Below are 25,147 nucleotides of genomic sequence, written 5' to 3' on the forward strand. Positions count from 1 at the left end.
GAGTATATCATGAAAATAGAATTTAATAAATTTTTAATATTAAAAACGATAGCTGGATTTATTCTTTTAGGTTCAGCGTTTCCCGTTCTTCCTTTGGACGGACCTTTTACGGATAACCTAAACGGAACGGTCACCTCGGGTAGCGGGCTCGTCTGGCAAAAGTGTTCGAGGGGACAAGATCCGACCAATTGCAGCGTTTCGGTAGCGACCACATCCAACTGGTCCGCGGCGCTCGCTTACTGTAATTCGCTTGGACTAGGCGGACGCGTCTGGAGATTGCCGAAGATCAAAGAGTTGATCAGCTTGGTGGATCACGGAAGAACGTCCAATCCCATCATCAACATCGTCGCTTTTCCGAACACCCAAGGCGCATTTTATTGGACTTCCACTTCGGGAATTTCGACGGGCACAAGTCCGAACCTCGCCCCGACAGATCCGGATACGGACCCGCAGGTACATATAGTCTCTTCCGTTGCCGGGAACGACAATACGTATCAGATCCCTCAAAACACGAAATATCGTAAAATGGCGTACATCGTTGATTTTAGAATGGGGGGCGTGATCGAGTTTTTAAAAAGCGACGCGACCACAGCTTACGTGCGATGCGTAAGCGGACCTTAATTTCGAAAGGACAAGCAATCGTAAGCAAACGAGAAAACACTTGGAGTATGCCGAATCCCTTCCGGCATACTCTTTTTTTATCAGGCCCTCGTTCGAAACGTTAGTCGAAATCGATCCGCCCTCAATCGCTCACGATCTGAAAGTAATTCTTCCCGTCTTTTAGATTTTCGTATCGTTTCCAATTGATCTTCTTTCCAACGGGAACGTAAGGATAATCCTGTTGTTTGATCTTGATCCCGTGCGCCAGAGAATAGATTCCCGCCGCGAGCGAAATCGCGACGTCCTTCTTTCGTTTGGTCATCAAGATCATATCCTTTTCCTTATCTATATAACCGATTTCTAAATAAGCGGAGATCGCGTTGATAAAGGTGGGAAGCGCGTAAGTGGAAAGATACGGTTTGTTGATCGGACCCGGTTCGGGAGAATCCTCGTCCGTCTTTCTTTTACGAAGACCGTATTGAACGAAACGCATCAGCTCCGCGGAAGCGTAGTGATTGTCTCCTCCGAAACCTTCCCGCCCGTCTTCCCTTCTCCATAGTTCGGGTTCGGCCTTTTCCCTTTCCCAAAATTTTCCTTCGGCAACGAAGTTCTTATGACTTTTGGAATACGGTCCTTTACCGCCGGCCTTCGCCAATTCTTCCCAACCCGGAATGTCCTTGTATCTCCAGCTAATCATGTTTTGGCGATATCCTTCGAACGCGGAAAGATCCGTTTTTTTACCGCTTTTGTTCGGCCAATAACCGTGGAAATAAATCCAAGCGTCCGCGACCGCGTTCTCGAGTTTGGACCAACCTTCCTTGAAGATCATCCACTCCGCCCAAGGAGAATCGTTGAACTTATCCTCGTTGTAACGACCTTCCGAAATTCCCTTTAAAACGTAAAAGGTTCGATACGAAGGGGAAAGAACCGCGGCCATACCGCCGGGATGTTCCTTATAACTCGGATTGAGATGAAGGGAAAGAACCAAGTTCGGTTTTTCGGAATTGATAAACGAAATTCTTCCCTGTTTTATCTTCTTCGTTTTTTTATCCGGATAATCGAAAAGACGATACGGAGCGTTCGGATCTTCGTTCGCGGAATATTCTTTTTCCTCCGCGTTTCCGTTACGCGTCATCACGGAGTCGATTTTAATCCAAGGAAGATCGTCGTTTGTAAACGACTTCATATACGACTTAAAGGTTTCGAAACCTTCCGGAGTTTTCGTAAGATCGAGAATCTCCTTTACTTCTTTAGCGAGTTCCAATACGACCGCGCGTTCCTTTCTGCCTTTGGAGGAAGCGCCCGACTTATAGAGTTCCAGATATTTATCCGAGATCGGATCGTATTTGTCCCCGTGGTCCTCTTTCGGTTTCAGATCGACGCCTCCGTGTCCGGGGTCGATGACAACTTTAAAGATTCTTAATGGAGACGGCGGCTGCGGATTCGAATCCGCTTCTTCCTTTTCGGGACCGGCCGTGAGGACCGCCCCCGAAAACAGGACGTAAAAAAGAATGAAATTGTTAAACGAAGAAAATTTTTGAAGACGCCTCACTATTTTTTCTGCGATTCCTTATCCGAGCTTTCGGAATACACCATATTCCGGTTGTCGCTCAGGTCTATCTTATATTTTTCGCGGACGTTCTTACTTTCCTCTTCCGGTTTGAGTTTGCTGAGAATGGAGATTCCGTATTCTTTCGCAAGACGGAAGTGTATTAGAGAATCCTTATATCGTGAATCCCTGCGCATTCTGTCGGCTTGGATCATTTGGTAGTAGGCGATCTGAAGTTTATGATGGTTCGCGGAAATCTCGCGGCTACGAGCCGAGGTGGATTGAGCCGGACCGTTTTGCGTTTGCTCCACGCTTACGATCGTATCCGCGCATTCTCCCAAAAGCTGATCGGTTCTTTTGTTATACTGATCCGAAAACTTGTTGTAGAGTTTGTCCATACTCTCCGTGGTTTCGCGCATCTTTCTTCCGGCGACCACGTATTGTCTTCTGTAATAGTAATGAAGAGCGTCGTTGTATTGTTTCCAGATGGAATTCAGATCCTCGTTCGAACCTTGGACGGTCGATCCGAAATTTTTCGTGACGGTCGCGAGGGCGTAGATGTCGTTTTTGACTCTTTCCTTGGTGGAATCGAGAGTTCTCGCGTAATGAAATTCTTCCAAATAATCGCCTTGATACTTGGGATCGTTAGCCGCGTTTGCAAGTTCGCTTCCCTTGCTTTCGTCTTTGGTTCCGGCCGTTTGAGCAGTTAGTGAGAATGTAACGAAGAATAAAACTAAGATTGAAAATCGGAAACTTTTTAATGACATGCGAATCTCCTACGCGGAAGTATAGCACAGCGTCTTAAAACGCAAGTCCTATTTTTGGGTCTTGCTTTGCGCGTCGAATCAACGCTTCTCGCGGAATCGAATCTGAAGCAGACCGTCCCCCACCGGAAAAAGCGTATAAGAAAGATCGGAACTTCTCACCTCGTCCCAAAACTCTCGAACCGCTTTGTCCGAAGGAGCTTGTCTGGAAGGATCGAAAATTCTCCCGTGCCAAAGAACGTTATCGAACACGGCGACGTCCGGTTGAAGACGTTTGAGAATCCGGAAGATCTCCGGATATAAAACCTTATCGCAATCTATAAATACGAATTTTCCCTTCCAGTCCGCGTTCGGATTTTCGTCCGCGTCCTTGAGATATTGAAGACAATGCGTTTTTAAAAGATGAATTTCAAGATCGCCGAAGGGATGTTTTTCTAAATAAGAACGAACCCTTCCGATATAATCGATTTCCCTTTCTAAGGAAATAATTTTCGCGGTTCTTTTTAAACCGGAGGCCATCCAAAAAAGCGAAATGCCGTAACCGGTGCCGAGTTCCAAAATCTCTTCGGGTTGTTCGGATTCGACGAGGAAACGAAGAACCGATCCGGAAGCCGGAGTTAAAACGGGAACGCCGAGCGAGGCCGCGTCTTCTTCCATTTGAAAAAGAATGTCGATCGGACGAGGAACCAGTTCGTTATCGATGTGTTCCTCAAGTCCGTTTAAAAAAACGGAGGTTCCGTATTTTCCCGGCGGACTTCCCTTACTCATGGCAGGAACGCATGAAATCTATGTTTTTCCTCTTTCGGAATCCTTTTGTCCAAAATCTCCCGAATATAAGGAATCGAATATCGTTTTGAAAAATGGATGAGGACGATCTTTTCGTTTTGAAAGGAGGAAAGATTTCCTATAATCTCGTCCAGATGGATATGACCCCATTCCCTCGCCTTGTTTACGTCCCTTTCCTTGTCGATGTAAGTACATTCAATAAATAGAATATTAGAATTCGCTACATCCTCGTGTTCGAGGACGTATTCTATCTTCGTATCGCCCGAAAAACTGATTACGGGAATTTCGCTTTGTTCGGAAACTTCCTTTTTTTCCTTCAACGCGAGGTTCAATTCCTCTTGGGGAAGGGATTGAAATTCTTTTTTTAGTTTTTTTCTTTTTTGATAAATCGTATAACCCTGGGAAGGAACGCGGTGAAACGTTTTGTGAGGGGAAAAAAAATGCTGAGGATCCAAATCGATCTTATCTCCGGGATTCACGGCTTTCATATCGTATGCGTACGGAAAATCCTCGATCTGAGAATAAAGATCCAAAATCTTACGCATCGGTTCTTCCAAGGCAGAAGGAAGATAGATCTTCGGAGGTTTTAACTTACGAAGGGATCTTTGGGAAATATAATACGGCAATCCGGAAGAATGATCCAGATGAGAATGAGTCAATAAAAGATTGTCCAAGTGGATTCGATTCGGATTCTGAGCTCCTATGTCGAACATCAAACTCAGGGAAGGAAGATACAAAGAGGTTCGAATTCCCCCTTCGGAAATCCCTTCGAACTGATATTGTTTGTGCTGAAACTTACAATACACTACGGAATCCTTTCTTCCGGTCCGATATGTTTTACGGTTTCATTCAATCCTTTTGTAATGTCTTTCGGTCCCGTAAGAATCGTCTTCGCGGAAGAATGGACGAAGTATTTCTTACCGACTCTTCTGAGATCGTTGATCGTAACCGCTTGGATCTTATCCCGATAATTCTTCAGATAATCGTTGGGCATATCGTGTTCTTTAAAACGAAGGTAGTTGTGAAGAATTCCCATCTTATCCGCAAACTGAAAGATAAAACGGTTCACGATGGATTGTTTGGCCGACTCCAATTCCTCGACCGTGATTTTGGAGATCGTCTCTTCGCTTAATATTTCGCGCATCAGATCGTAGACTTCCTTGGTCGTGGACGTTTTCGTCTGAGTCGTAAAGTAAACGACCCCGTAATCCTTTTCGAAATAGGTGGAACTGTTCGAAGAATACGCGAGCCCGCGATCGGAACGGATCCTCTGCATAAAGTAAGAACTAAAACCGCCGCCTCCGATGATGTAGTTCGTAAGTTGGATCGCGTAAAAATCCGGATCCTTGTGCGCGGGAAGAATCCCCGCCATCATCACGATACTTTGAGTCGCGTCCTTATCCACGCCCAAAACCTGAAACGAAAGAGAATCCAAATTCTTTTTCAAAGTTTGAGAATTGATCGGAACCGGACTTTCCACGCGGACGTTTTCTCTCGGAGGGAGAATCGAAGCGATCAAAGGTTCCGCATCTTTTCTTTGCAAATCTCCGGTAAGAAGAACGATCCTTCTCGAAACCGAAACGGTGTTCTCGAAAAAATCCCGAACGTCCTTGGACGTAATTTTCGAAAGAGAATCCAACTGCGCGCTTTTGCCGAGCACGGTTCCCTTATAGACAAGTTCCGCGGTTTTACGATAAGCGATATCGGGAAGTTTATCGTTTCTTCTTTTGATGGATTCTTCCAGATTCAGTTTTGCAACGGAAAAACCCTCTTCGCTTAACAACGGAGCCGCGATGAACTCCTTCACCAGGGGAAGAATCTCCTTTTCAAACCGGGAAAGATAAGAAATCGTGAATACGATTTTTTCGGAGTTGGCGTCCGTATCGATTTTAGCTCCGTAACCTTCGAGGGTTTCTATAAACGCGCTTCCCGGAGCGGAAGGAATTCCCCCGTGTTTCCAAGCCTGAACGAAAAGTTCGGGAACTTCGGGCGCCAGATGCGGATTGGATAAAACCCCCGCGTAGATATGAATCTCCAGATTTCGAAGCGGAAACTCTTCTCCCGGTAAAAAATAAACCTCGGTTCCCTTGCCCGACGCAAACGTCTGGACTTCCGGAAATTCGAAACTGAGTGGAGGAACCTTGACGTTCTTGACGAAATCCCCCGGAGCGGCTCCGAGAGAAACGATTCCGGTCAGCCAAAAAAGAATCAAATAGTAGAATATTCTTATATAAGAATTTCTTACTTTTACTGAGGATTTCGATAAGCCTTGTGCGAACGATTCGTTCGTCCCGGCTTTTTCGTTTTGTCCGAAAAAGGACGGTTTGTTTGGATTGGATGGATTGTAAGTCATAGTTTTGAAGTTCATCGTTTATTTTTCGGAAAGTTTCGCGTCTTTGGAAGGAGGATTGAGTTCCGCGATCGTTCTGTTTTCGGGAACGAAATATTTTTTCGCAACCCTTTGAACGTCTTCGGGAGTTACCGTATCCAAGTCCTCGTAACCTTTGAGAACTTCCTTCCAATCTCCGTAAAGAAGTTGATACAAGGAAAGAATGTCCGCGAGTTTTCCGTTGTCGTCCAAAGCTCTTAAATATCCGCCGAGGATTTGGTTTTTGATCTTAAAAAGTTCCTCGTTCGTGATGAGCTCGGTCTTCAATCGATCCAATTCTTCTTGAACGAGATTCTCCACTTTTTTCTGATCCGCGTTTTGATTGTTCGTGATGTAGATGGAAAACAGATTGGAAAGACGATCGCCCGGATCTCCGTTCCAACAATAAACTCCTTGTGCGATCTGTTCTTCGAGAACCAATTTTTTAAACAGCCTTCCGGATTCTCCTTCGGCGAGAAGCGTATCGATCACGCTGAACACCGCGTCGTCCGGATGAGGAAACGCGGGTTTGTTAAAGCCGATGATCTTGGACGGCGTGCTCGGATGAACCACGGAAACGAACTTGGGTCCGTTAAAGCCCGCGTCCGCGACTTTTTTCAAAGCCTGCGGTTTTCCTTTTTTTAAATCTCCGAAATAACTGCGGAGAATTTTTTCGGTCTTGTCGAAATCCAACGAACCGACCACGGCGATCACCATTCTTTGCGGATCGTAATAATTTTTAAAAAACGCTGTCGTCTTTTCCAAATCCAAAAAGCCGAGATTCTTTTCGTAACCGATCACGGGCATTCGATACGGATGACCTTCGGGAAAAGCGGCGTCCATATATTTTTCGCGGAGAATTCCGAGTCCTCTGTTTTCGACCCGCATTCTTCTTTCTTCCAAAACGACTTCGCGTTCCGTATAATATTCTCTTAATATAGGATTTTTCAAACGGTCCGATTCGAGTTTGGCCCAGATTTCCAAACGGTTTGCGGGAAGAAGAATCTGATAGTTCGTTACGTCGTTCGAAGTGTAGGCGTTAAAACCCACGCCTCCGTTTCTCGAATAGATATAATTGTCTTCATTAGAAATTACGAATTTACGATGTAGTTCGAGAAGAACGGCGAATCTTTTTTTTAAGGTTTCGATTTGATTCTTAAATTCGGAGGAAGGTTCTTCCCCTCTTTCCTTCATCTCTCGTTCTTGGATTCGAAGAGAATCCAAACGTTTTCCCCAAACGGCGATCTGCTCCAGATACGGTTTTTCTTTTTCGTAGTTCGTGGTTCCGATGTTCTTCGTTCCCTTAAAAAGCATGTGCTCTAAAAGATGCGCCGTGCCCGCGATCTCGGGAGTTTCATCGGCGGAACCGACTAAAAATTTCGTATAAACCGCGATCGTGGGAGAATCCTCCCGTTTCATCATCAGAACGCGAAGTCCGTTTTCCATCTGAAAGGTTTTTGTCTTTTCTTCCAAAGATTTTTTAAGACCGGAAAAAATCGTCGCGTCCGCGTAAAGAGAAACGTTACAAAGAAGCGCGCAGATTCCGAAAATCGGAAATGGTTTAAGAATCGGTTTCGTAAAACGCATAGCTACAGTCTTTCCTCTTTAGGACCTGGTGTCCAGAAGTTCCCGGAAAAATCCTGCTTCCTTTTCCTTCTGTTTCGAAAATGCTTGTCTCATGCGGCGGATCTGTTTTTTATCTTTGTCGATTCTCATTCCATTCTTCCTTTTTGCTTGTGTCCCCGCCGATCCGGAATACAGACAAAGGGTTCTGGAAAACTTCCAAGACACGGGTTTTATTTCCCGAGAATTCTTTCAGATCTTAGTCAAGGTCCCCCTTCCCGCAAAAGACGCGGGAATCAAAGAACTCAGAACTCAATGCAGAAAGATCGCGGAAACGAAACGGGATGAAATCGCAGTTTCCATTCTTCTCAAAGAAATCAGATCGAACGATCGTCTCTACGCCGGGGTCATGCCGGATTTATCGAGCAGTTCTTCCCCGGCTCTTCCGAGCCAGATTACGAGTACGACCTCGGCTTCCACCGCTCCGGGAAGTATCGCCGTTTCGGGAAGCGCTACGAACGCGACGGGAACCAATCCAACCGCCAATCAAAATCAAAGCAGCACAAGCGGAGCCGCATCGGCGACGAGTTCCTCTTCTTTGATTCCCGATCCAAAGAGCGCCGCGAAGGATCAGGAAAAGGCGAAACTTTTGGCGCAGGACGTTTTGGTTTACAGAGGAGCGTTCGCTTGGTTCTTAAATTCGATGTTCCTTTTTCGGGAAGACTACAACGATCCCGCGAATTGTACTTTCATTTATAGAAATATTCAGAAAGATTTGTATGCGAACGTTATACGAAAGGGCTTAAAACCCATCTCCAAAGAGGAAGTTTCGGAGGCTCCATGAAATCGATCCAACTTTTCGTTCTTACTTTTTCCGTCCTATTCCTGATTCAGTGTTCGTCGACTTCGACCAAAAAACCAGAAAACGAAACTCCCAAAGAAAACAAAACCACCGTCCAAGAAGAATCGAACGAAGGCGCCGCCGATGAATTTACGAAAGCGCCCGAAGGTTTTTTAAGCTCGGATACGTTTCAAGTCGTCATTTCTTCTTTGGAAGGCAACGCGGACAGCGCTCAGGATCTCGCGCGCAAACGGGCGATCAATCTTTTGATCGCCGAGAAAGGCGAGAATTTTCGTTCTTCCGATAAGGTAGTCATCAAGGAACTCGTCGAGTCCAAAGGAAAAATCGTAAAACATTCCGGTTCGATCCAAGGAAAGACTTACTTTTTGTTCCAGGTGAATTCTCCCGGTTTAAAGTCCTCCCTAAAACGTTAGTCGAAACCGCGCGGATCGCGGACGAAAAATTCTTCCTCGGTTTTCGCTCGTCTATTGGATGATTTCTATTTGTTGGATTTTGCCGGGAATGCAGATGTTCTTGTCGAAGTTGCAGTAATAGATCTTTCCGTGAATTTCCAATTCTCCCTTACCCGTTACGACTAACGGAATCGGATCTACGGAAGCGAGGTATTCCTTTTTCTTTTCCGAGGTTTTCCCTTTCACTTTTAGATCCGCTTTTTCGATTTTCAAACCGTTGCCCGCGTTGAGAAGAATCTTATGCGGAGCGTCCTTTTGAATTCCGTAGTTAGCCGGATGAACGATCTTGAGAAGATAGGAATTTCCGAAACTTTTTTCCAATTTGAATTTAACGGGACTTTCGTCTTCGGCCGAAATTCCGAAGGAAACAAAACTTGCTAAAACACAGATGAGGAATATTTTTTTCATACTAGTTTGACCGGGATGGGCTTCGATTTGTTTAAGAAAAGAATTCTTCCGTTCGGTTATCTTCGGTTATTCGGGCCTTGTAAAGAGCGGTTCGATTTCGATGGAAAATCCATCCAGAACGACGGAGGAGATTTTGCCGGAAGTAGCGGACGCGATCAGTTTGAATCCGGATTCTCCGTTGGAAAAAACTTCTACGGAGCGTTCCATCGGATCGACGATCCAGTATTCGGAGACTCCGTGTTTTTCATAGAGTTTCTTTTTAGTCTTTAAGTCGTGGTATGCGTTTCCTTCGGAAAGAATTTCGGCGACCCAATCGGGCGCGCCTTCGATTCTTTTTTCTCCGATCAAAGAACGGTTTGCTTTGGAAATATAAACAAGATCCGGTTGGACCACGTTGTGTTCGTCAAGAAACACGTCGATCGGGGAAAAGAAGATTTCTCCAAGTTGGTTACGTTCTACAAATGTGGATAGAGCATTCGAAAATTTACGAATGACTCTTTGATGCTCGGGGATCGGAGCTGGAACCATAATTATCTCACCATCCAAAAGCTCCGCCAAGGTTCCTTCCGGAAGTTCGGCGAAGTCCTTATCCGTTTTTAAATCGGTCATAGGCATAGTGGGAACTCAGGTCTCGGATTCGTTTTCAAATCCAAGAATTTAGGTTTCTGTTTAGTTGCAGATTTTGACAGAGCGTTTCCACTCTGTCAAGAAGAAGCGGATTATTTGTAGTTCGTAAATTGAACGTCGAACGGAAGATCGGAGGTTTTTAACAGATGAATCACTTCCTGAAGATCGTCCTTTTTTTTGCCGGTGACCCGGACGGATTCTCCCATGATCGTAACGTTTACCTTGAGTTTGGAATCCTTGATGAGTTTCGTCACTTCCTTGGTTTGTTCCTTTTCCATTCCCTTGCGGATTTTCACTTTCATACGAACGGTTCCGCCGGTCGCGGGTTCGATCTTGGATTTGAAGTCGAAGTTTTTTAAGCCGATTCCGCGTTTGGCCATCTTCGAAACGAGAACGTCGATCACACTTTCCAACTTCGCTTCGTTATCCGAAGTTAAAACGAGTTGTTCGTCTTCGAGTTGGATGTCGGATTTGGAGCCCTTAAAATCAAAACGATTTTTAATTTCTCCAAGGGCCTGAGTCACCGCGTTGGTCAACTCGGGTCTACTGATCTCGGAAACCACGTCAAAGGACGGATCGCTCATACTCTTTCTCCGGTTAAGATTTGTTTTGCTTCGTTCACGGCTCCGGAAATCGCGGACTCGAGATTTTGTTTCTCTTTGCCTCCGCCTTGAGCCATATCGGGTTTGCCCCCGCCCTTACCGCCTAACACTTCGCAGGCGACCTTGACGAGATTCCCGCAGTGAATTCCTTTGGAAACGAGATCGGAAGAACAAGTGATTACGACGCTTGCGTTCTCCGCGTTTCTGCTTCCGAGAATCACGAGAAGATTTTTTTCGCGGACCTTTAGGTTATCGGAAAGACCTTTTAAAGAATTCGGATCCTTGTCTTCGAAGATCGCGGAAACGATCTTGCCCGCTCCCGTATCGACGGAGGAAGAAAACACTTTTTCGATCACGGACGCGTTGTTCTCAAAGTCTCTCGATTCCAAATTCTTTTTCATTTTTAAGAATGCGGACATACTTTCTTCGATCTGAGAAGAAATCTTTTCGGAAAGATCACGGAAGAATGTGACCGCGGTCGCGCCTTCCTTCTCGAGTTTTTCCCGAATCTCATCGGGACCGGGAACGTTCGAGTTCACGAGAATTGGAGAACCTTCTCCGCCTAACTCCGATTTGATTTTTAGATTTAAGTTCTGCACGGACTCCGTGAGTTCGGCAAATCGATTCTGAAACGTTTCGATCACAGCGGGACCGCAGACGCCTTCGATACGACGGTTTCCCGCCCCCGGTGAAGATTCTTTTTTGATAAAGAAGAAACCGATTTCTCCCGTATGAGAAACGTGTGTTCCTCCGCAGAATTCCACGGAAGCGTCTCCCATCTGAACGACTCGAACACGATCCCCGTATTTTTCTCCGAAGGTCGCAACGGCTCCGGTTTTTTTGGCGTCGTCGATTCCGAGCTCCTTAGTTTCCACTTGAAAATCCTTGCGGATCGATTCGTTGACCCAGGATTCGATCTTGCGAATTTCATCGGCGGTTAACGCGGACGGGTGAGAAAAATCGAAACGAAGATATTCGGGAGAAACGATCGAACCTTTTTGAAGAACGTGATCTCCGAGAAGATTTCGAAGCGCTCCGTTTAACAAGTGAGTTCCGGAGTGATGGTATCTCAATCGTTCTCTTCGAGTCGTTTCGACTTCGGCCTCGAGTTCCTGACCGGCTGAAAATTCTCCGCTGAGAACCTCTCCGAAATGAATGATGCTGTCGTTTTCCTTTTGTGTATCCAAAACCTTGAATACGTTTTTTCCCTGACGAAGAAACCCGGTGTCGCCGACCTGGCCTCCGCCTTCGGGATAAAAAGGAGTTCGGTTTAATACGATCGCACCCGTTTGACCTTCCTTCAGGGAAGAAGCGGGTTTATTATCAAAGAATAAATGTGTAATATCCCCTTTTTCTAATACGGAAGAATATCCCAAAAATTCCGTTTTTTCGACGGATTGTCCGGTCATCAACGAAACCTTGTTGGCCTTCCAAGATTCTCTGGAAACTTGTCTGTCTTTTTCGAGTTCTTCCTGAAATCCTTTTTTGTCGAAATCGAGTCCTTGCTCGGCTACGATTTCTTCGGTCATCTCCGCAGGAAAACCGTACGTCCCGTAGAGCAAGAACGCGTCCGCTCCGGAAAAGATCGTCTTTCCGTTCGCTTTCGTTTTTGCGACAAGGGATTCGATCTTTTCGAGTCCGAGTTCCAAGGTTTTTAAGAAAAGTTCTTCTTCCGCGAGAATCGTTTTTTGAATCGCCTTCGCGTTTTTACCGAGTTCCGGATAACGCAGCTTATAGATCTCGACTACCTTATCCACGAGTTTGTAAAGAAACGGTTCTCTAAAATTCAGCTTTCTTCCAAAAAGTGTCGCACGACGAATCAAACGGCGGATTACGTATCCTCTTCCCGTTCTGTCCGGATAAATTCCGTCTCCGATCGAAAAAAGAACCGAACGGATATGATCGGTTACGACGCGGAACGGAGTTTTGTTTTCGTTCGTGTACGTGATACCGGATAATTCTTCGTAAAAGGAAATGATCTTTCTGAGTTCGTCCGTGTCGTATACGGAATCGGCGCCTTGCAATAATAAGGCGACTCGTTCCAAACCGGAACCGGTATCGATTCCCGTTTGTTTGAGCGGATGGAGATTTCCTTCCGTGTCTTGATTGAACTGATTGAAAACTATATTCCAAAATTCTAAAAAACGATCGCAGTCGCAACCCGGTCTGCAGGTTCCGCTCGTTGCACAATCCGGTCCGCCTTTTTCAATTCCACGATCGAGATAAAGTTCCGAACAAGGTCCGCAAGCCCCGCTGTCTCCGGCCGGTCCCCAAAAGTTGTCCTTTTTTCCGAGACGCGTTATGCGCTCTTTGGGAATTCCCTTTTCCAGCCAGATTTTTTCGGCTTCGTCGTCGTCCGTATAAACGGTGACCCAAATTTTATCCTTGTCAAAGCCCAAGTGATTGACCGAACAATCGAGCGCGTATGAAATCGCCTCTTCCTTAAAATAATCTCCGAAGCTGAAGTTTCCGAGCATTTCGAAAAAGGTGCAATGACGTTCCGTTCTTCCGACAACTTCAAGGTCGGTGGTCCGCAAACATTTTTGACAGGAAGTCGCTCTCGTATAAGGAAGTTCGACGGCGCCGGTAAAAAGCGGTTTGAACTGAACCATTCCGGCCGTGGTAAAAAGAAGTGTAGGATCTCCTGCGGGAAGCAGAGAAGAAGACGGAACTACGCTGTGAGCCTTGTCCTTGAAGTAGTTTAAAAAGATTTCGCGGATTTCCGCTACGGATTGGCGTTTCATGATACCTCTAAAATCAAAAAATGCCTGAAGCTCTCGGACGAAAGAGATTCAGGCATTTCAAAAAACGAAATGAAATGAAAAAGAAACTTAACGTTTGGAGAACTGAGTTCCTCTTCTCGCTTTGTGAAGACCGTATTTCTTTCTTTCCACCATTCTTGGATCTCTGGTTAAGAATCCTTCTTTCTTAACGGCTGGACGGAACTCCGGTTTGATTCTGCAGATCGCTCTTGCAACCGCGTGACGGATCGCTCCGACTTGTCCGGTGATTCCTCCTCCGCTTACGTTCAGATTCAGATCATACTTGTCTTGAACGTTCAGAAGAGAAAGAGGACGAACCGCTTCTTCGATAATCGCTTTACGGTTTTGAAGATAATCTTTGATGTCTTTGTGGTTTACGGTGATTTTACCGGAACCTTCTTTGATTTTTGCGCGGGCAACGGAGGTTTTTCTTCTTCCTACTGCCCAGATTTCTTTTGCGGGTGCCATTCAGGTCTCCTTAGATTTCCAGTTTCACAGGCTTTTGTGCCTGGAGGTTGTGTTCAGCACCCGAGAAAATTTTGCAATGGGTGAGCATTTTATCTCCGAGTTTGCTTTTTGGAAGCATTCCTTTTACGGCCTCGTAGATCACCTTTTCAGGTTGTTTTGCGATCAGATCTTTGAAAACGGTTTCGGTCATCCCACCCGGATAACGAGAGTGATGATAATACATTTTCTGAGTTTCTTTGTTACCGGTTACTTTCACTTTGGAAGCGTTGATAACGATGATATTGTCTCCGCAATCTTGATTCGGAGTAAAAGTTGCTTTGTGTTTTCCGCGAAGTCTTGCGGCGATCCCGGAAGCGAGTCTTCCTAAGGTTTTTCCTTCGGCATCCACTACGAACCAGCCTTTTACGGCATTTTCTTTCGTAAGAGAAGGAGTTTTATGCGCTTTTGATAATACTGACATGAAAAATCGTCCTGTAGGAGCCAGATTTTCGCCTTAACCCCCAAAGTCAAGAAAAAAGAGCCAAAGTACCGGAAAGAGGCCGTTTGAACCTGTTTTTTGGAGTTTGTGGGAACTCATACATCGCGGAATCTTTACGACTAATCAGAGATTTCCAAAATGTAGGAACTCATACGATTCTCCACCGAAGGAGAAATACCGAACTCCATAAACCGAATCGGTCGCAGGAGTTCCCACAAAATTCTACTTATTTGCAATCCGCTTTGAGCTGAGTAGAAATCGTAAGTTCTACTTCCGACCAAAGTTTGGTGACTCCGTCCTTTCCTTTATGCAAATCCTTGCATACAAGGTTGAGCGCATCGACCGCAGAAAGCGCTTTGAAATCGCCGAGTTCCAGTTTGGAATTCGCTTCCAGGCGATTTCCTTCTTGGATCGTAAAATTTACGTCCAACTTCTTGGTTACTCCGTTGAATTTGAGTTCGATCGCGCCCTTTCCGGAAGTTTTGTCGGAATTCAACTCCACGGAAACGACCTTGCCCTCGATCTTTCCATTCTTCTTCAAGGGATAAAAGAATGCGGACTTGATCTTAGCGTCTCTGTCGTTGTTCCCCGAATTGACCGTGTTCGGATCGATCGTGAATTTGATTCCTTTCAAGACCTTTTCGAGAGAATTTCCGGCCGTAGGTCCGACCACTTCGATCTTGTCAAAGGAACCTCCGACCCCGGTCTTTTCCGTAAACTTAAACGCCTTCCAACCGAACTTGGTGCTCGCGTGATCATACGAGTAATTGCAGGTTTGGTTTTTGGCCGGTTCTTCCGAAAATCCGGCGACAAAAGGAAGTAGGATCAAACAATAGAATAGAATGATTCGTTTCATAGTCTTTCAGACTGACCCGAAATCAAAGAAAGTCAAGGTTTTTGAAGGAAAATTCAATTTTGAAAGAATCGGAAATCATCCGCGTCCTCTATCCGCCGGGAAACATACAGACTGACGACTGTTATCTGGACGAAGAAGGTCGGATCTTCACCACCGATACGATCTGCGAAGGAACCCATTTTAGAACGGAATGGAGCGGCCCGAAAGAAATCGCAAAAAAACTGGTGGAAGTCAACGTCTCGGACATCGCGGCGGGCGGCGGAGTTCCGACCCAAGCCTTTCTCAACTTGGGACTCAGCGCGGCTTGTTCCAAGGAAGAATGGATTCTCCCCTTTTCCGAAACCTTGCAAAAAACATTAGAATCTTATAATATTACACTTTGCGGCGGGGACACCTATCGATCCCCTTCTTTGAATCTGACTTTGACCTTGGTCGGAGTTACGACGCAGGCTTGGAAACGATCCGGAGGGAAGAATGGGGATTTTTTATATCTCACCGGTTCCGTCGGACTTTCTCAACTCGGTTACAAACTTTTAAACGAACGTCTGGAAGTTCCCGAACCTCTCCGAAGCCGAGCCCTAGAAAGACATCTCACGCCCAAATCGAGATTGAACGTCGCGCGGGAACTTTCCAAACACTTTCAAGTTTCCTGTTGTATGGATCTTACGGACGGGCTTTTGCAGGATCTTCCGAAACTCGCTTCTTCTTCGGAAGTCGGATTAAAAATCGAATTGGATCGGATTCCTCTTCCCGAAAAATCCTCGGGATTTCTCAGTCTGGAAGAAGCGCTCGGTTCCGGGGAAGAATTGGAACTTTTATTCTTAAGTCCCGAGGTTTTACCGAACACGTTAGGCGGAATTGCTTTGACGAAGATTGGAACCGCAGTGAGCGATTGGAAAGGCGTAAAGTATTTTAACGCGTCCGAAACGGAAACGACTTTCCGTTATCCTGGCTTTGAACATTTTTAAGGAAGTATGAGGTCGTTTGATTCGCTACGCCGACAAGGCATAACCGGACGAACTCGTAAAAGCCGTCACAAGTATTCGCCGCTTCGAATCAAAGCCGATCAAAATCCGAATCAAACATTCTTGATTGAGAAGATTCGATTCGGATGTTTTATTTGTTAAATCGGCTTAGGAAATATCAGAGATATAAACCGAAACCGAAAATTCCGATCTGATTTTTAATCGGATCCGATGAAACTTTTCCGATTCTAACTTCCGCGTGAGATTGTTCTCCTTCCAAGAAGATATAACCTCCTCCGAAGTTCACTCTCAAACCGAGTTTCGCGTAACCGCGATAAGAATAACAATTTCCGGAACAACTACCCGCACCGATTCCCAAGGCGAGATACGGATCGAACGTTTTGCGGGGTCTCGCATGAAACGTCGGGCCTATATCGAGATAAGTGATGCTGTCTTGAATCTTCGCAGCCGAGCCGGAATCCAAAGCGCTGAGCAATAAGATCGTGGTCAACGAAGACGAGGAAGAAGACGAAGAAGAACTGGAACCCGTCATACTTTGAATGAGTAAAAGCGGCAGTAGTTGATCCGTCGGATTGGCTTTCGCTTTTAAATCGAAAACCGTGTTCGACATACCGAACAACAAACCGAAATTACCGGGAAGATATTCCGCGTAAAATCTTCCGTGATATGTCGAACCCGAATACTGCTGTTTCGAAGAACCGGAAGAAAGAAGCAAGGGAAGCAACAAGTTCGAAGAAGAGCTGGACGAACTTGAAGAACCGGAAGTCAAAAGAAGGGGTAAAAGCGCGGAAGAACCGCTGCTTGAGGATTGTTCGGAATACGTCGCGCTTCCCGCTCCGAATCCGTATTGAATCGACCAATTGCTATTTTCGTAGTTTCCGCTTGGACGATTGTTCGTGTTCCCGGAAGACTGATTGTCTTGAGCCCCGAGCTCGATCACCAGAAAGCTTGCAACTAAAGTGAAAATGAGTTTCAACAGTTTCATTGTTTTCCTACTATTTTATTTTTGTCAAAAGTAAGAAAACGATTTTCGATTCGCAATCAATAACGGATTTTTTAACAAAAGATTTCTTCGAAGAATGAATTCAAAGATTCAAAAATTATTTTTTATTGATACGATCGATGTCCGTCTTTTCTGGTAAGAAGAATATAACATTTCGCTCCAATAAAAAGGTGAGTGATCTTTCATTCTATCTTTATCGGGAAGGAATCAATTCTCAAAAGTTTCCGGCGCGCGATGCGCTCGGACACAATTTCTCGAACGAACGGCTTTCGTCACGAAACTATATTCAATGTTTAGAATATTCTTCCCTGCGAATATTACGGAACAAACTTGGACGAGCCTAGGATCAAGCCGAAACTAAAAGTTTCGATCTGATCCGAATCGATCCTGACAATCTACTGTTCTACACAGTACAGTTTTTTGGAATTCCCACAGGAATCACCGGCGCCATCGTCGATGCTGATCGGAGTAGTTCCATTTGCGGTCGCAGTCGCTCCGTTTCCAGTCGTGCTCGTAAAAGTCGAACAGGTATTTGCGGATTCCGCCCAAGTCCAAGGCCCGGTTCCCGTAACGGTGATTCCGGTCCAAATTCCATCGGCGGCGTTTCCGATTCCCGCGATCAAAGGAAACGGAAACTTTTTATTGATGTCCGTAGTTCCGACCCAAGTCCGGTTGTTCCCCGCTTGGAAATAAGAAACCTTGGACTTCAAGGGCCAATCGGTTACGCTCGGATTTCTCGTCGTTCCCACCCAAAGAAGGGCTTTGTAAGTTCCGGTCGAAGGTTTGTTCGCATCCGCGTTACAAAACGCATCCGCAGAAGTCACGGCGGCCGATTCGTCGGCTCCGAAATTACCGTTATGCGTCGATGCCGTAACGAAAATTCTTCTACTGATGGGAGTTACGGGAGCCGGTGTGTCGGCTAACGCGATCGGATAAGCCGGACAATTCGCAGTCGAACCGACGGTTGTGTTCGTGTTTCCGGCCGTCGTAGTATCTCTCCAAGTGTATTTGTATTCCACGCCGAGAACCCGATTGCCGCTCGCACTCGCGGGAAGATTGGTAAACCCGGAATATTTCGTAAACACCACGTTGCCGCTGATCATCGTATAACTATAACCGGTGGAATTCGTGGCCGTTTGTGTTCCGGTCGGAACCAGATTGCCCGCGATAAAATCGGAACCGTCGATCGATCTCGTATCCGCGATCGAATACAACTTCACGCTACCCGGAGAAATATTTCCGGTCGTCGGAGCGGAACCGGTTGGATACAAGGCAGTATTCGGATTTCCGGAAGTGTATGTGCGGTTCCAAGTTGCATCATATTTTCCTAATGGATATCCGCCTTGCAGGGTCACCATATTGTCTACGATCGAATTTAAGAAATTGCTAATACTCACCGAGGTCCCGCAGATCGAGGTAACGCTTCCTCCGCTCGTGGAGGCCACGTCCTTCAAAGAATAAACCATATCGTCGCGCCCGAGGTTGTTCGGTGTATTCAACAGCTGATTGGTGAGAGTGGCCGTTCCGATATTCGCGAGAGTTCTATAATGAGCGACCTGACCGCTCGTCGCCCACTGCGTCGAACTTGTGATTTCTCCCTTACAGAAAACTTCCGTTTTGGTATGAAAGTTGGTCAACGTAACGCCCGTATAAACGCTCGAGTCTATACTTTTAGAAACGTCGATCGTCGCATAATCGTTGCTTTGCGAATTGAGGGCCACGATTCCGTATATCTTCGTGTTCGCGCGATCGGCAAAAAGATTCAAGATGGAATTGATGCTCGCGGTTCCGGTCGCGCCGGTCGTAGTGTTTCTCAAAGAATCCAAGAAGTCCGTGTAGGTTCTTCCCGTTCCGAGAACCGGAGTTCCCGAACTTCCCGCGTTGTAATACAACGGACTTGCGGGAAACGTAACGGAACGATTCGCGGGGAAAGAACTCGGACTATCCAAAGGTCCCCAAGGAACGGACGACGTTCCTATGGAATAGTTATAACTTTCCCAGTGATTGTACATGTCGCCTTCGTCGGTGATGATGATGACCGCAGTGGGAACGGAACTTCTTCCCAAACCAACCTTCTTACTCCAAGCGTTTTGATTTGTGCCGTTGCAAGGATCTTGAGCGGCGACCGAAGTGATCGAACATTTGTCTCCGTTTGTAGTTCTTCCGCTCGAAGAACAATACGGCTGAGAAGAAGTACATTTCGAACCGCCGGAACTCGAGTTCATCAGCGCTCTTGTGGCCATAAAAATCCCGGACTCGAACTGGCTTCCGTTGTTGCCAATGGCGTTTAACGTGTCCGTGAACGTGGTCCGATCCGTGGAAGAACTTACGTCCAACCATTCTCCCGTATCTCCCGAAGGGGATTGAAGTTTCCAACTATCCGTGGTGATCACGGAAATTCTCGCGTCCAAGCCGAGGGTGGCAACACGATCGAAGAACGCGACCATCTTCGCTTTGACCGCGGTTTGAATCGGAGTCATCGTATCCGAGTTGTCGATCACAAAAAGAAAGTCCGCTTTCGGAGGAGCCTTTGTAGGAAAGGTTTCTCTCCACGTACAGGAAACGTTTCTTAAATCGGGAGGAGAAGAACCTCCTCCGCCCAAATTTCCATCGACTAACGACGAATAGGCGTCCCAAGCTCCCGCCCGTACGACCGTAACTTCGTATTTCGTATCCACCGTGGAAGTACAACTGCTTCCCGTTGCGGTCACTCGAATCGTAACGATAAACGAAGTGTCCGTGGAAGCGTCGATGGTGGTTCCGATCGACTGAGAATTATCGTTGAAGACCTTTCTTTGGATTTCGTTACGAACCCATTCCGTACTTCTGGATTGGGACGTTTGAAGAATAAAACGCGCGGACTGAACTCCCGAGTTCACCGAACCGAGAGTGATCAAACTGTAAGACGCGAACGTAGGACTCGGAGGCGGAGATTCCGCGGACGTGGAATCGTTCGCCAAAAAGGAAAGCAATGTGTTTAACGCGAGCGTCGGACTGTAATTGTCCGGAACCGAACAACTGGAACCGCCCGACTTCGTAACGATAAAACCGGAAATGGATTTGTCCTTCCCGTCGTCGAAACAGTTACCGATCGCAAGAATCGAATTCGACGTTCCCGAAGGGCATCCTGCCACCAGCCCCGCCGGAAGAGTGATCGGAACTCCGGTCGGAGTTTGAAAGACGTTTGCGAGTTGTTCGCTGATTCCGAAAAGGGTGTAACTCGCTGCGTCGCTGACTTTTTTACAAGAGACAATCGTAAGTAAAAGGATAAGAACGAAAAAAGGATGAAATAAGAACTTAACTAGAATTCGGGGAAAGAGTTTGGAGGACATTGCTTGAGTCATACGATTTTCAAATCCGATCTTTATTATTGTATTCTAACCTTCGACGACAGAATCGAAATCGTTCCTACCTTTTTCATTCAATTTTTTAATCCGAAACGTTAGTTTCCTTCGATTTAAACGTCGAAAAGGTTAATAATTTTTTTCGAAATTTTCGGATTGGATTGTCAACGACATACGGACTCCGAAAACCTGTTTTACTGAATTATAATATATGAAATGGAATAAGAATGAAACGATGTCGTAACGTCCCGTCCCTTTCAAGCGGATTTGAAGTAGAAATTCTCCCCTATTTAAACGAAATGCCTCAAATCAAAACGAATCGTATCGTTCGTATTCTAAAAACGAGATCGATCGAAACGATTATTTGTTTTCTTTGTGTCATCGTATCCGGGTCCTGTTCGAGTTTCTCTTCCAACTTCAAAGATTTTACGAATTCATCGGCGTTTCAAAAATTCTGCGGATGTCCTCCTTCCAAATTTGCGGAACCTTTGGCGAGCGGATCCAGAGAGGAAGCTTTGGGTCGTTTGCCCGAAGGGGCCTTGGACGACATGGGAACTCCGGATTATCTCGAAAAGGTTTACACGGGAATCAAATCCGATTTCGAATTCAGCGGAACCAAATTCGACACCGTTGCGGACGGACTTGAAACCAAAGGGATCGCCTTAAAAAGAATCACGGATGAGAATAAAAAGTTACGCGAAATTCTTCTTTCCATCGACGGCGACGTTTCGTTTCCGAGCGGCAAGGCGACCTTAACTCCGGCCGCGAAACTTCTGATCGAAAAGATCGCGGACGCGATGAACGCTTATCCCGAAACGAAGGTTCGAGTCGGAGGACATACGGACAGCGTCGGTTATTTTTACGCGAACCTAACCTTGAGTAAGGCGAGAGCGAATTCGGTGAAATCGGAATTATCCAAAAAACACAATCTTCCCGAAAATCGTTTCGGCGAAGTCGACGGTTACGCGGATAAGTTTAAGATCGTAGATACGATGCTCGCGGAACCGAGAAACAGAAGAACGGAAATCTACGTCGGCACGGTCCGTCTCGTTCTTTGATAAACGAAGTGAAATCATAAAAGGAAAAATTCTTTGAAAAAGATCCGTATCCTAGTTTTAAGTATTCTAATATTCTTATTTACGAATTCTCTGATATACGCGCAGAACGAGACAAAACCTCCCGCAAATCCGGGAACCGATCCGAACGCGAACGGAGACAAACAAAATTCCGCAAACGCTACGAACGCCTCCAATCAATCGATGCAAAAATATCTGGAAGCGTTCGATCACAGACTTCGGTTTAGAATCGGGGCCGGTCTTGGAGATCTAAGCCCCGCGATTCTCGACGAAACCGGACCTTCTTGGCTGAAAAATTCCCTGTTCAGACAACTCACCGATCCTGGCGCGCCTCTTGCGATCCCTTATACTTCTTCCAAGAACCTGGATATATTCACGCAACATTCCGATATTTCGTACGGATGGAAGAATAAGATCGATCTTTCCTTCAGCCAAGACAGCGTCTCGGGAAAATACGGAAGGGAGAATCCGGCTTCGGTGAACTTCGTATCTCCGAGAACCGATCGATACTACGCGTCCGCGTTCGAAGGAAAACGTTTGATCAACTTCAGAGGAGTTTCGCAAACGTTGCGTCTTTCCTACACACATCCGATCTTAAGTTGGTTGATGATCGGACCTTCGATCGGGATCCACAGATATTCGGAAAGAAACGAAATCAGTTTCGGTTCCTATTCCGTCACAAGAGAAACCGCTTCGAATCCGAACCAAATCACTTGGAGCATCGGAGGAAGCATTAACGCCGATTATACGATGTCCGGAATTCTTCCCGGGATTTTTATCAAAGCGAAAATTCTTCCCTGGTTGGAAATCCGTTCCCGTTTCGAACTCTTGAGCCGCAAAGGAAACTTTTCCCTTTTCGGTTCCCAGATTTTGGATCAGGCGAACGCGAGCGGACAACACGGTTATTTCGCTTCGGTGCCGGCTTATGGCGGAAGCGCAAAGGACAGCGGAACCTTGTTTATGGTGGAAGCCTCTCTTCGATATTGCAGATTCAGTTTGGACATTGGTCTTCTTCGTCAGGACATCACAAGAAAATACAGTTCGTATTACGGAGACACGTTAGGCTCCATCGCAAGGGCGGATTATACGGCGGGAAGCCAGGGGATCGGTTTTTCGGAAATGTCCTCAAGCTACAAACAAACCATCAACGAGGTTTATGTGATGCCCGGGGTTTCGTTTCACATGGAAGACTGGAAAATATATTAATATTTTTGAATATTAGATTCTTCCCTATCTTTTTTTAACCCAGGAAATCAGACTCCAGATCAAAGGCGCTCCGTGCAGATACAAACCGGGGAGCCAAATCGGAACCGAAAGAAAATCGGGTTGGTTGTATACGAAAAAACCCGCGTTTGAAATCAGGGCCTCCGCGCCGGTTCCGCAAACCGCAAGCAGAACGGAAAAGATCGCCAAGGGTTTTCTTTCCTGAGAAAATACGATTCGAAACGACCACGTCCCGAGATAAATCAACGCAAGAACGATCGGAGTTCCCGAAAAAATTCCGCTCGCAAGATACGCCGCGACAAACCAACCGAGGCTCAGCGTAAAGTCTCGGATTTCGAATTCTTCGCTTTCCTTTTTAAAAAAAGAGGCCCCGAAATACATTAGAAAAGTTGCAAGTATGAACTGGGGCGCGACCCACCAAGCCTGACCGAAAACGCCGGAATGAAAATAACGCAGAACGGAAAATTGAACGTGGATTTGATCGCAAAGCGCGAGGCCGATTCCTCCTCCGAGAACCAAAAGGATCAGCCTTTTCGGATTTTGAAACGGTTCTGACAGCGTAAAAAACATAGAAGCCCCTTTTTAAAGCGCCGACTCGGGTCAAAATGCCCGTCGCACGCCTGTATCGACCGCTACAAACTACGATTCGGGAGACAAAATTCAAGGTCTTTTTCGGTTTTGTGGGAACTCATACCTTTTTTCTTGCAGGACCGATGTGAACCGATTTGAATTGTTTCATTCGATAGTGAGGAAACATACAAAAATGAAGATACTCAAGTGGACCCTGGGAATCATCGGCGGCTTCGCCCTATTTCTCGTCGTCACCTTCTACGCAGGAACTCCTAAATATGAATACAAACCGACGCCGCTCCACGCGGATTTCGATTCCTATTACCATGAAAGAATAGAAATCAGTCGGAACAAAAAAGCGAGACCCGACAACGAAGAAAGGCTCGTTCGTTATTCTCCCGGCAAAACGGAATATTCCATTCTTTACATACACGGATTCGGTGCGTCCCGAGCCGAAGGCGAGGAAGTCACGGACAAACTCGCAAAGGATTTAAAAGCCAATCTTTACTACGTTCGACTTCCGGGTCACGGAACCAACTTGGAAGATCATAGGGATACGACCTTCGCGGAGATTCTTCAGGATTCGGAAACGGCTCTTTTGGAATCGGAAAAACTCGGTAAAAAAACGATTCTCATCGGAACGAGTATGGGCGGATTGATCTCCACGTACTTGGCCGCAAAATACCCCGATAAAGTTCACGCTTTGATTCTCGCTTCTCCCTTTTACGATTTTACGAGTCCGCTCGGAGGAATTTATCAATTCTCCTGGGGAAAAGAATTCGCGCATCTCGTGATGGGAAAAATCCGAAAGTCCACGGAAGAACAAAAGAAAGAACCGGCCGCCGCGTTTTGGTACAGGGATCAGTATCTCGCCGCGGTTCAAAATCTCTCGGACTTAAGAGAATACGTTTTGGGAACCGATCCGTTTTCCAAGATCACTTCGCCCGTTTTGATGTTTTATTACTATAAAAACGAAAAGGAACAGGACGCGTCCGCATCCGTTCAATCGATGTTAAACGCATTCAAAAAAGTGAATGAGAACGGAAAAGCGAGCCCTTTCAACAAGGCCGTGCGGATCGAACTGGGAAATCACGTATTGTTTTCCAAATACATGAAGAGCGACAAGGATTTGATTCTAAAGGAAGAAGAGGAATTCATCCAAAGGGTTTTCGCTCCTAAGAAGTGATTCCTTTTCCTCCTCTTTCTTTCCGAGAATGGAACGAAATTGTAAACCTCTTTCGAAACGAAGAGGTTTACGAAACCCGGATTATCTTCTCCGCTTTTTAGCCGCGGTCTTTTTCTTCGCGACTTTCTTCTTAGCCGGAGCCTTCTTCTTCGGTTTTACCTTTGCTTTCGCCTTTTTCGCGGAAGACTTTTTAGGTTTAGCCTTCTTCTTTGCCGCGCTCTTTTTCTTAGCGGGAGCTTTCTTCTTCGCGGCCTTTTTAGGAGCCGCTTTTTTCTGAGCAGGAGTTCCCGCTTTTGCCGCTTTTTGAGCGAGAATCAAAGCGCTTTCCCCTAAAGAATCCCAATCTTCTTGGAATTCGACCGGGATCTGAAGCCAGTCTTTCATCGCTCTGTTGTTTTTGGAAGGATCGAAGAGTTTCGCGCCCGGATAACGGTCGAAGATCTCTGCGATCTTTTCCGCTCCGAGTTTAAGAACGAGTTCGCCTTCGAAAAAAGCCGCAAAGGGTTTTCCGTCTAGATTCAAAGTGTTTAAACCGAACCACTTGCCGGGAGCGACTTCCTTGTGTTTGGTTTGAAAGTTATCAGTAAAGGTTTCAAAAAGAAATAGTGACATG

At 46.1% G+C, this 25,147-nt stretch carries 23 protein-coding genes and 1 pseudogene; 7 read left to right on the forward strand and 17 right to left on the reverse strand.

Annotation, left to right across the window (positions count from 1 at the left end; translation table 11 throughout):
* Positions 1 to 9 precede the first annotated feature (9 nt).
* Positions 10 to 621 (forward strand): Lcl C-terminal domain-containing protein, encoded by a 612-nt coding sequence (locus tag LEP1GSC052_RS20725; RefSeq protein WP_010574083.1) that lies wholly within the window; start codon positions 10 to 12, stop codon positions 619 to 621.
* Positions 622 to 742: 121 nt separating this feature from the next.
* On the opposite strand, the gene LEP1GSC052_RS11515 is transcribed toward LEP1GSC052_RS20725, so the two are convergent.
* From LEP1GSC052_RS11515 to LEP1GSC052_RS11540, 6 genes and pseudogenes are all read right to left on the reverse strand, one after another.
* On the reverse strand, positions 743 to 2,152 hold the full coding sequence (locus LEP1GSC052_RS11515; protein WP_010574082.1) for an N-acetylmuramoyl-L-alanine amidase: 1,410 nt from the start codon (positions 2,150 to 2,152) through the stop codon (positions 743 to 745).
* On the reverse strand, positions 2,152 to 2,916 hold the full coding sequence (locus LEP1GSC052_RS11520; RefSeq protein ID WP_010574081.1) for a hypothetical protein: 765 nt from the start codon (positions 2,914 to 2,916) through the stop codon (positions 2,152 to 2,154). Before LEP1GSC052_RS11520 ends, LEP1GSC052_RS11515 begins: the two co-directional genes overlap by 1 nt.
* Positions 2,917 to 2,994: 78 nt before the next feature.
* Positions 2,995 to 3,681, reverse strand: coding sequence for an O-methyltransferase (locus LEP1GSC052_RS11525; protein WP_020986475.1), 687 nt, complete (start codon positions 3,679 to 3,681; stop codon positions 2,995 to 2,997).
* Positions 3,678 to 4,505 (reverse strand): MBL fold metallo-hydrolase, encoded by an 828-nt coding sequence (locus tag LEP1GSC052_RS11530; protein WP_020986782.1) that lies wholly within the window; start codon positions 4,503 to 4,505, stop codon positions 3,678 to 3,680. Before LEP1GSC052_RS11530 ends, LEP1GSC052_RS11525 begins: the two co-directional genes overlap by 4 nt.
* Positions 4,505 to 5,947: pseudogene (locus tag LEP1GSC052_RS11535) on the reverse strand (M16 family metallopeptidase); the annotation flags it as partial. The pseudogene LEP1GSC052_RS11535 and the gene LEP1GSC052_RS11530, both read right to left, overlap by 1 nt.
* Before the next feature lie 123 nt (positions 5,948 to 6,070).
* Positions 6,071 to 7,654: a M16 family metallopeptidase gene (locus LEP1GSC052_RS11540; protein ID WP_010574078.1), complete on the reverse strand. Its 1,584-nt coding sequence runs from the start codon at positions 7,652 to 7,654 to the stop codon at positions 6,071 to 6,073.
* A gap of 91 nt (positions 7,655 to 7,745) precedes the next feature.
* Here LEP1GSC052_RS11540 and LEP1GSC052_RS11545 point away from each other — a divergent pair, with 91 nt between their 5' ends.
* Both LEP1GSC052_RS11545 and LEP1GSC052_RS11550 read left to right on the forward strand, forming a co-directional pair.
* Positions 7,746 to 8,474: a hypothetical protein gene (locus LEP1GSC052_RS11545; protein WP_020986732.1), complete on the forward strand. Its 729-nt coding sequence runs from the start codon at positions 7,746 to 7,748 to the stop codon at positions 8,472 to 8,474.
* Positions 8,471 to 8,905 carry a lipoprotein gene (locus LEP1GSC052_RS11550; RefSeq protein ID WP_010574077.1) on the forward strand — a complete coding sequence of 145 codons (435 nt, stop codon included), beginning with the start codon at positions 8,471 to 8,473 and terminating at the stop codon, positions 8,903 to 8,905. Before LEP1GSC052_RS11545 ends, LEP1GSC052_RS11550 begins: the two co-directional genes overlap by 4 nt.
* Before the next feature lie 51 nt (positions 8,906 to 8,956).
* Here the strand turns inward: LEP1GSC052_RS11550 and mpl17 are convergent, their stop codons facing one another.
* The 7 genes from mpl17 to LEP1GSC052_RS11585 form a co-directional block, all read right to left on the reverse strand.
* Complete coding sequence (mpl17, locus tag LEP1GSC052_RS11555; protein WP_010574076.1) at positions 8,957 to 9,352, reverse strand: cell surface protein MPL17; 396 nt, start codon at positions 9,350 to 9,352, stop codon at positions 8,957 to 8,959.
* Between the two features lie 66 nt (positions 9,353 to 9,418).
* Positions 9,419 to 9,967, reverse strand: coding sequence for a Uma2 family endonuclease (locus LEP1GSC052_RS11560; protein WP_020985833.1), 549 nt, complete (start codon positions 9,965 to 9,967; stop codon positions 9,419 to 9,421).
* A gap of 104 nt (positions 9,968 to 10,071) precedes the next feature.
* Positions 10,072 to 10,563, reverse strand: coding sequence for a YajQ family cyclic di-GMP-binding protein (locus tag LEP1GSC052_RS11565; RefSeq protein ID WP_020986223.1), 492 nt, complete (start codon positions 10,561 to 10,563; stop codon positions 10,072 to 10,074).
* Positions 10,560 to 13,325 carry an alanine--tRNA ligase gene (alaS, locus tag LEP1GSC052_RS11570; protein ID WP_010574072.1) on the reverse strand — a complete coding sequence of 922 codons (2,766 nt, stop codon included), beginning with the start codon at positions 13,323 to 13,325 and terminating at the stop codon, positions 10,560 to 10,562. Before alaS ends, LEP1GSC052_RS11565 begins: the two co-directional genes overlap by 4 nt.
* Before the next feature lie 87 nt (positions 13,326 to 13,412).
* Positions 13,413 to 13,811 (reverse strand): 30S ribosomal protein S9, encoded by a 399-nt coding sequence (rpsI, locus tag LEP1GSC052_RS11575; RefSeq protein ID WP_010574071.1) that lies wholly within the window; start codon positions 13,809 to 13,811, stop codon positions 13,413 to 13,415.
* 10 nt (positions 13,812 to 13,821) lie between these two features.
* Positions 13,822 to 14,271 carry a 50S ribosomal protein L13 gene (gene rplM, locus LEP1GSC052_RS11580; RefSeq protein WP_010574070.1) on the reverse strand — a complete coding sequence of 150 codons (450 nt, stop codon included), beginning with the start codon at positions 14,269 to 14,271 and terminating at the stop codon, positions 13,822 to 13,824.
* A gap of 244 nt (positions 14,272 to 14,515) precedes the next feature.
* On the reverse strand, positions 14,516 to 15,145 hold the full coding sequence (locus tag LEP1GSC052_RS11585; protein ID WP_010574069.1) for a YceI family protein: 630 nt from the start codon (positions 15,143 to 15,145) through the stop codon (positions 14,516 to 14,518).
* 41 nt (positions 15,146 to 15,186) lie between these two features.
* On the opposite strand from LEP1GSC052_RS11585, the gene thiL reads away from it, so the two are divergent.
* Positions 15,187 to 16,113: a thiamine-phosphate kinase gene (gene thiL, locus LEP1GSC052_RS11590; protein ID WP_010574068.1), complete on the forward strand. Its 927-nt coding sequence runs from the start codon at positions 15,187 to 15,189 to the stop codon at positions 16,111 to 16,113.
* Between the two features lie 175 nt (positions 16,114 to 16,288).
* Here the strand turns inward: thiL and LEP1GSC052_RS11595 are convergent, their stop codons facing one another.
* Positions 16,289 to 17,116, reverse strand: a complete 828-nt coding sequence (locus LEP1GSC052_RS11595; protein WP_010574067.1) for a hypothetical protein — start codon at positions 17,114 to 17,116, stop codon at positions 16,289 to 16,291.
* 413 nt (positions 17,117 to 17,529) lie between these two features.
* The gene (locus LEP1GSC052_RS11600; protein ID WP_010574066.1) at positions 17,530 to 20,478 is read right to left on the reverse strand and encodes a DUF1554 domain-containing protein; all 2,949 of its coding nucleotides are present in this window, start codon (positions 20,476 to 20,478) and stop codon (positions 17,530 to 17,532) included.
* A gap of 227 nt (positions 20,479 to 20,705) precedes the next feature.
* Between LEP1GSC052_RS11600 and LEP1GSC052_RS11605 the strand changes: the two genes are divergently transcribed.
* Both LEP1GSC052_RS11605 and LEP1GSC052_RS11610 read left to right on the forward strand, forming a co-directional pair.
* Entirely contained in the window at positions 20,706 to 21,536 is an 831-nt protein-coding gene (locus LEP1GSC052_RS11605; RefSeq protein ID WP_020986152.1) for an OmpA family protein, read from the forward strand.
* Between the two features lie 33 nt (positions 21,537 to 21,569).
* Positions 21,570 to 22,760 carry a hypothetical protein gene (locus LEP1GSC052_RS11610; protein WP_010574064.1) on the forward strand — a complete coding sequence of 397 codons (1,191 nt, stop codon included), beginning with the start codon at positions 21,570 to 21,572 and terminating at the stop codon, positions 22,758 to 22,760.
* 24 nt (positions 22,761 to 22,784) lie between these two features.
* Here the strand turns inward: LEP1GSC052_RS11610 and LEP1GSC052_RS11615 are convergent, their stop codons facing one another.
* A complete protein-coding gene (locus tag LEP1GSC052_RS11615; protein ID WP_010574063.1) occupies positions 22,785 to 23,348 on the reverse strand; it encodes a DUF2878 family protein in 564 nt (187 codons plus the stop codon).
* Between the two features lie 193 nt (positions 23,349 to 23,541).
* On the opposite strand from LEP1GSC052_RS11615, the gene LEP1GSC052_RS11620 reads away from it, so the two are divergent.
* On the forward strand, positions 23,542 to 24,534 hold the full coding sequence (locus LEP1GSC052_RS11620) for an alpha/beta hydrolase (protein WP_010574062.1): 993 nt from the start codon (positions 23,542 to 23,544) through the stop codon (positions 24,532 to 24,534).
* An 81-nt stretch (positions 24,535 to 24,615) separates the two neighbouring features.
* Here LEP1GSC052_RS11620 and LEP1GSC052_RS11625 read toward each other — a convergent pair whose 3' ends face one another.
* On the reverse strand, positions 24,616 to 25,146 hold the full coding sequence (locus tag LEP1GSC052_RS11625) for a hypothetical protein (RefSeq protein ID WP_010574061.1): 531 nt from the start codon (positions 25,144 to 25,146) through the stop codon (positions 24,616 to 24,618).
* Position 25,147: the final 1 nt, after the last annotated feature.

The sequence above is a fragment of the Leptospira kmetyi serovar Malaysia str. Bejo-Iso9 genome, from assembly GCF_000243735.2.
Classification (GTDB): Bacteria; Spirochaetota; Leptospiria; order Leptospirales; family Leptospiraceae; genus Leptospira; species Leptospira kmetyi.

Coding starts and splice junctions, on each gene's coding strand:
- LEP1GSC052_RS11605 (WP_020986152.1), top strand. CDS start 20,706: ATGAAACGATGTCGTAACGTCCCGTCCCTTTCAAGCGGATTTGAAGTA.
- LEP1GSC052_RS11520 (WP_010574081.1), bottom strand. CDS start 2,916: ATGTCATTAAAAAGTTTCCGATTTTCAATCTTAGTTTTATTCTTCGTT.
- LEP1GSC052_RS11525 (WP_020986475.1), bottom strand. CDS start 3,681: ATGAGTAAGGGAAGTCCGCCGGGAAAATACGGAACCTCCGTTTTTTTA.
- LEP1GSC052_RS11615 (WP_010574063.1), bottom strand. CDS start 23,348: ATGTTTTTTACGCTGTCAGAACCGTTTCAAAATCCGAAAAGGCTGATC.
- rpsI (WP_010574071.1), bottom strand. CDS start 13,811: ATGGCACCCGCAAAAGAAATCTGGGCAGTAGGAAGAAGAAAAACCTCC.
- LEP1GSC052_RS11585 (WP_010574069.1), bottom strand. CDS start 15,145: ATGAAACGAATCATTCTATTCTATTGTTTGATCCTACTTCCTTTTGTC.
- LEP1GSC052_RS11620 (WP_010574062.1), top strand. CDS start 23,542: ATGAAGATACTCAAGTGGACCCTGGGAATCATCGGCGGCTTCGCCCTA.
- LEP1GSC052_RS11550 (WP_010574077.1), top strand. CDS start 8,471: ATGAAATCGATCCAACTTTTCGTTCTTACTTTTTCCGTCCTATTCCTG.
- LEP1GSC052_RS11625 (WP_010574061.1), bottom strand. CDS start 25,146: ATGTCACTATTTCTTTTTGAAACCTTTACTGATAACTTTCAAACCAAA.
- LEP1GSC052_RS11565 (WP_020986223.1), bottom strand. CDS start 10,563: ATGAGCGATCCGTCCTTTGACGTGGTTTCCGAGATCAGTAGACCCGAG.
- LEP1GSC052_RS11540 (WP_010574078.1), bottom strand. CDS start 7,654: ATGCGTTTTACGAAACCGATTCTTAAACCATTTCCGATTTTCGGAATC.
- LEP1GSC052_RS11545 (WP_020986732.1), top strand. CDS start 7,746: ATGCGGCGGATCTGTTTTTTATCTTTGTCGATTCTCATTCCATTCTTC.
- LEP1GSC052_RS11600 (WP_010574066.1), bottom strand. CDS start 20,478: ATGACTCAAGCAATGTCCTCCAAACTCTTTCCCCGAATTCTAGTTAAG.
- alaS (WP_010574072.1), bottom strand. CDS start 13,325: ATGAAACGCCAATCCGTAGCGGAAATCCGCGAAATCTTTTTAAACTAC.
- mpl17 (WP_010574076.1), bottom strand. CDS start 9,352: ATGAAAAAAATATTCCTCATCTGTGTTTTAGCAAGTTTTGTTTCCTTC.
- LEP1GSC052_RS11560 (WP_020985833.1), bottom strand. CDS start 9,967: ATGCCTATGACCGATTTAAAAACGGATAAGGACTTCGCCGAACTTCCG.
- LEP1GSC052_RS11595 (WP_010574067.1), bottom strand. CDS start 17,116: ATGAAACTGTTGAAACTCATTTTCACTTTAGTTGCAAGCTTTCTGGTG.
- LEP1GSC052_RS20725 (WP_010574083.1), top strand. CDS start 10: ATGAAAATAGAATTTAATAAATTTTTAATATTAAAAACGATAGCTGGA.
- rplM (WP_010574070.1), bottom strand. CDS start 14,271: ATGTCAGTATTATCAAAAGCGCATAAAACTCCTTCTCTTACGAAAGAA.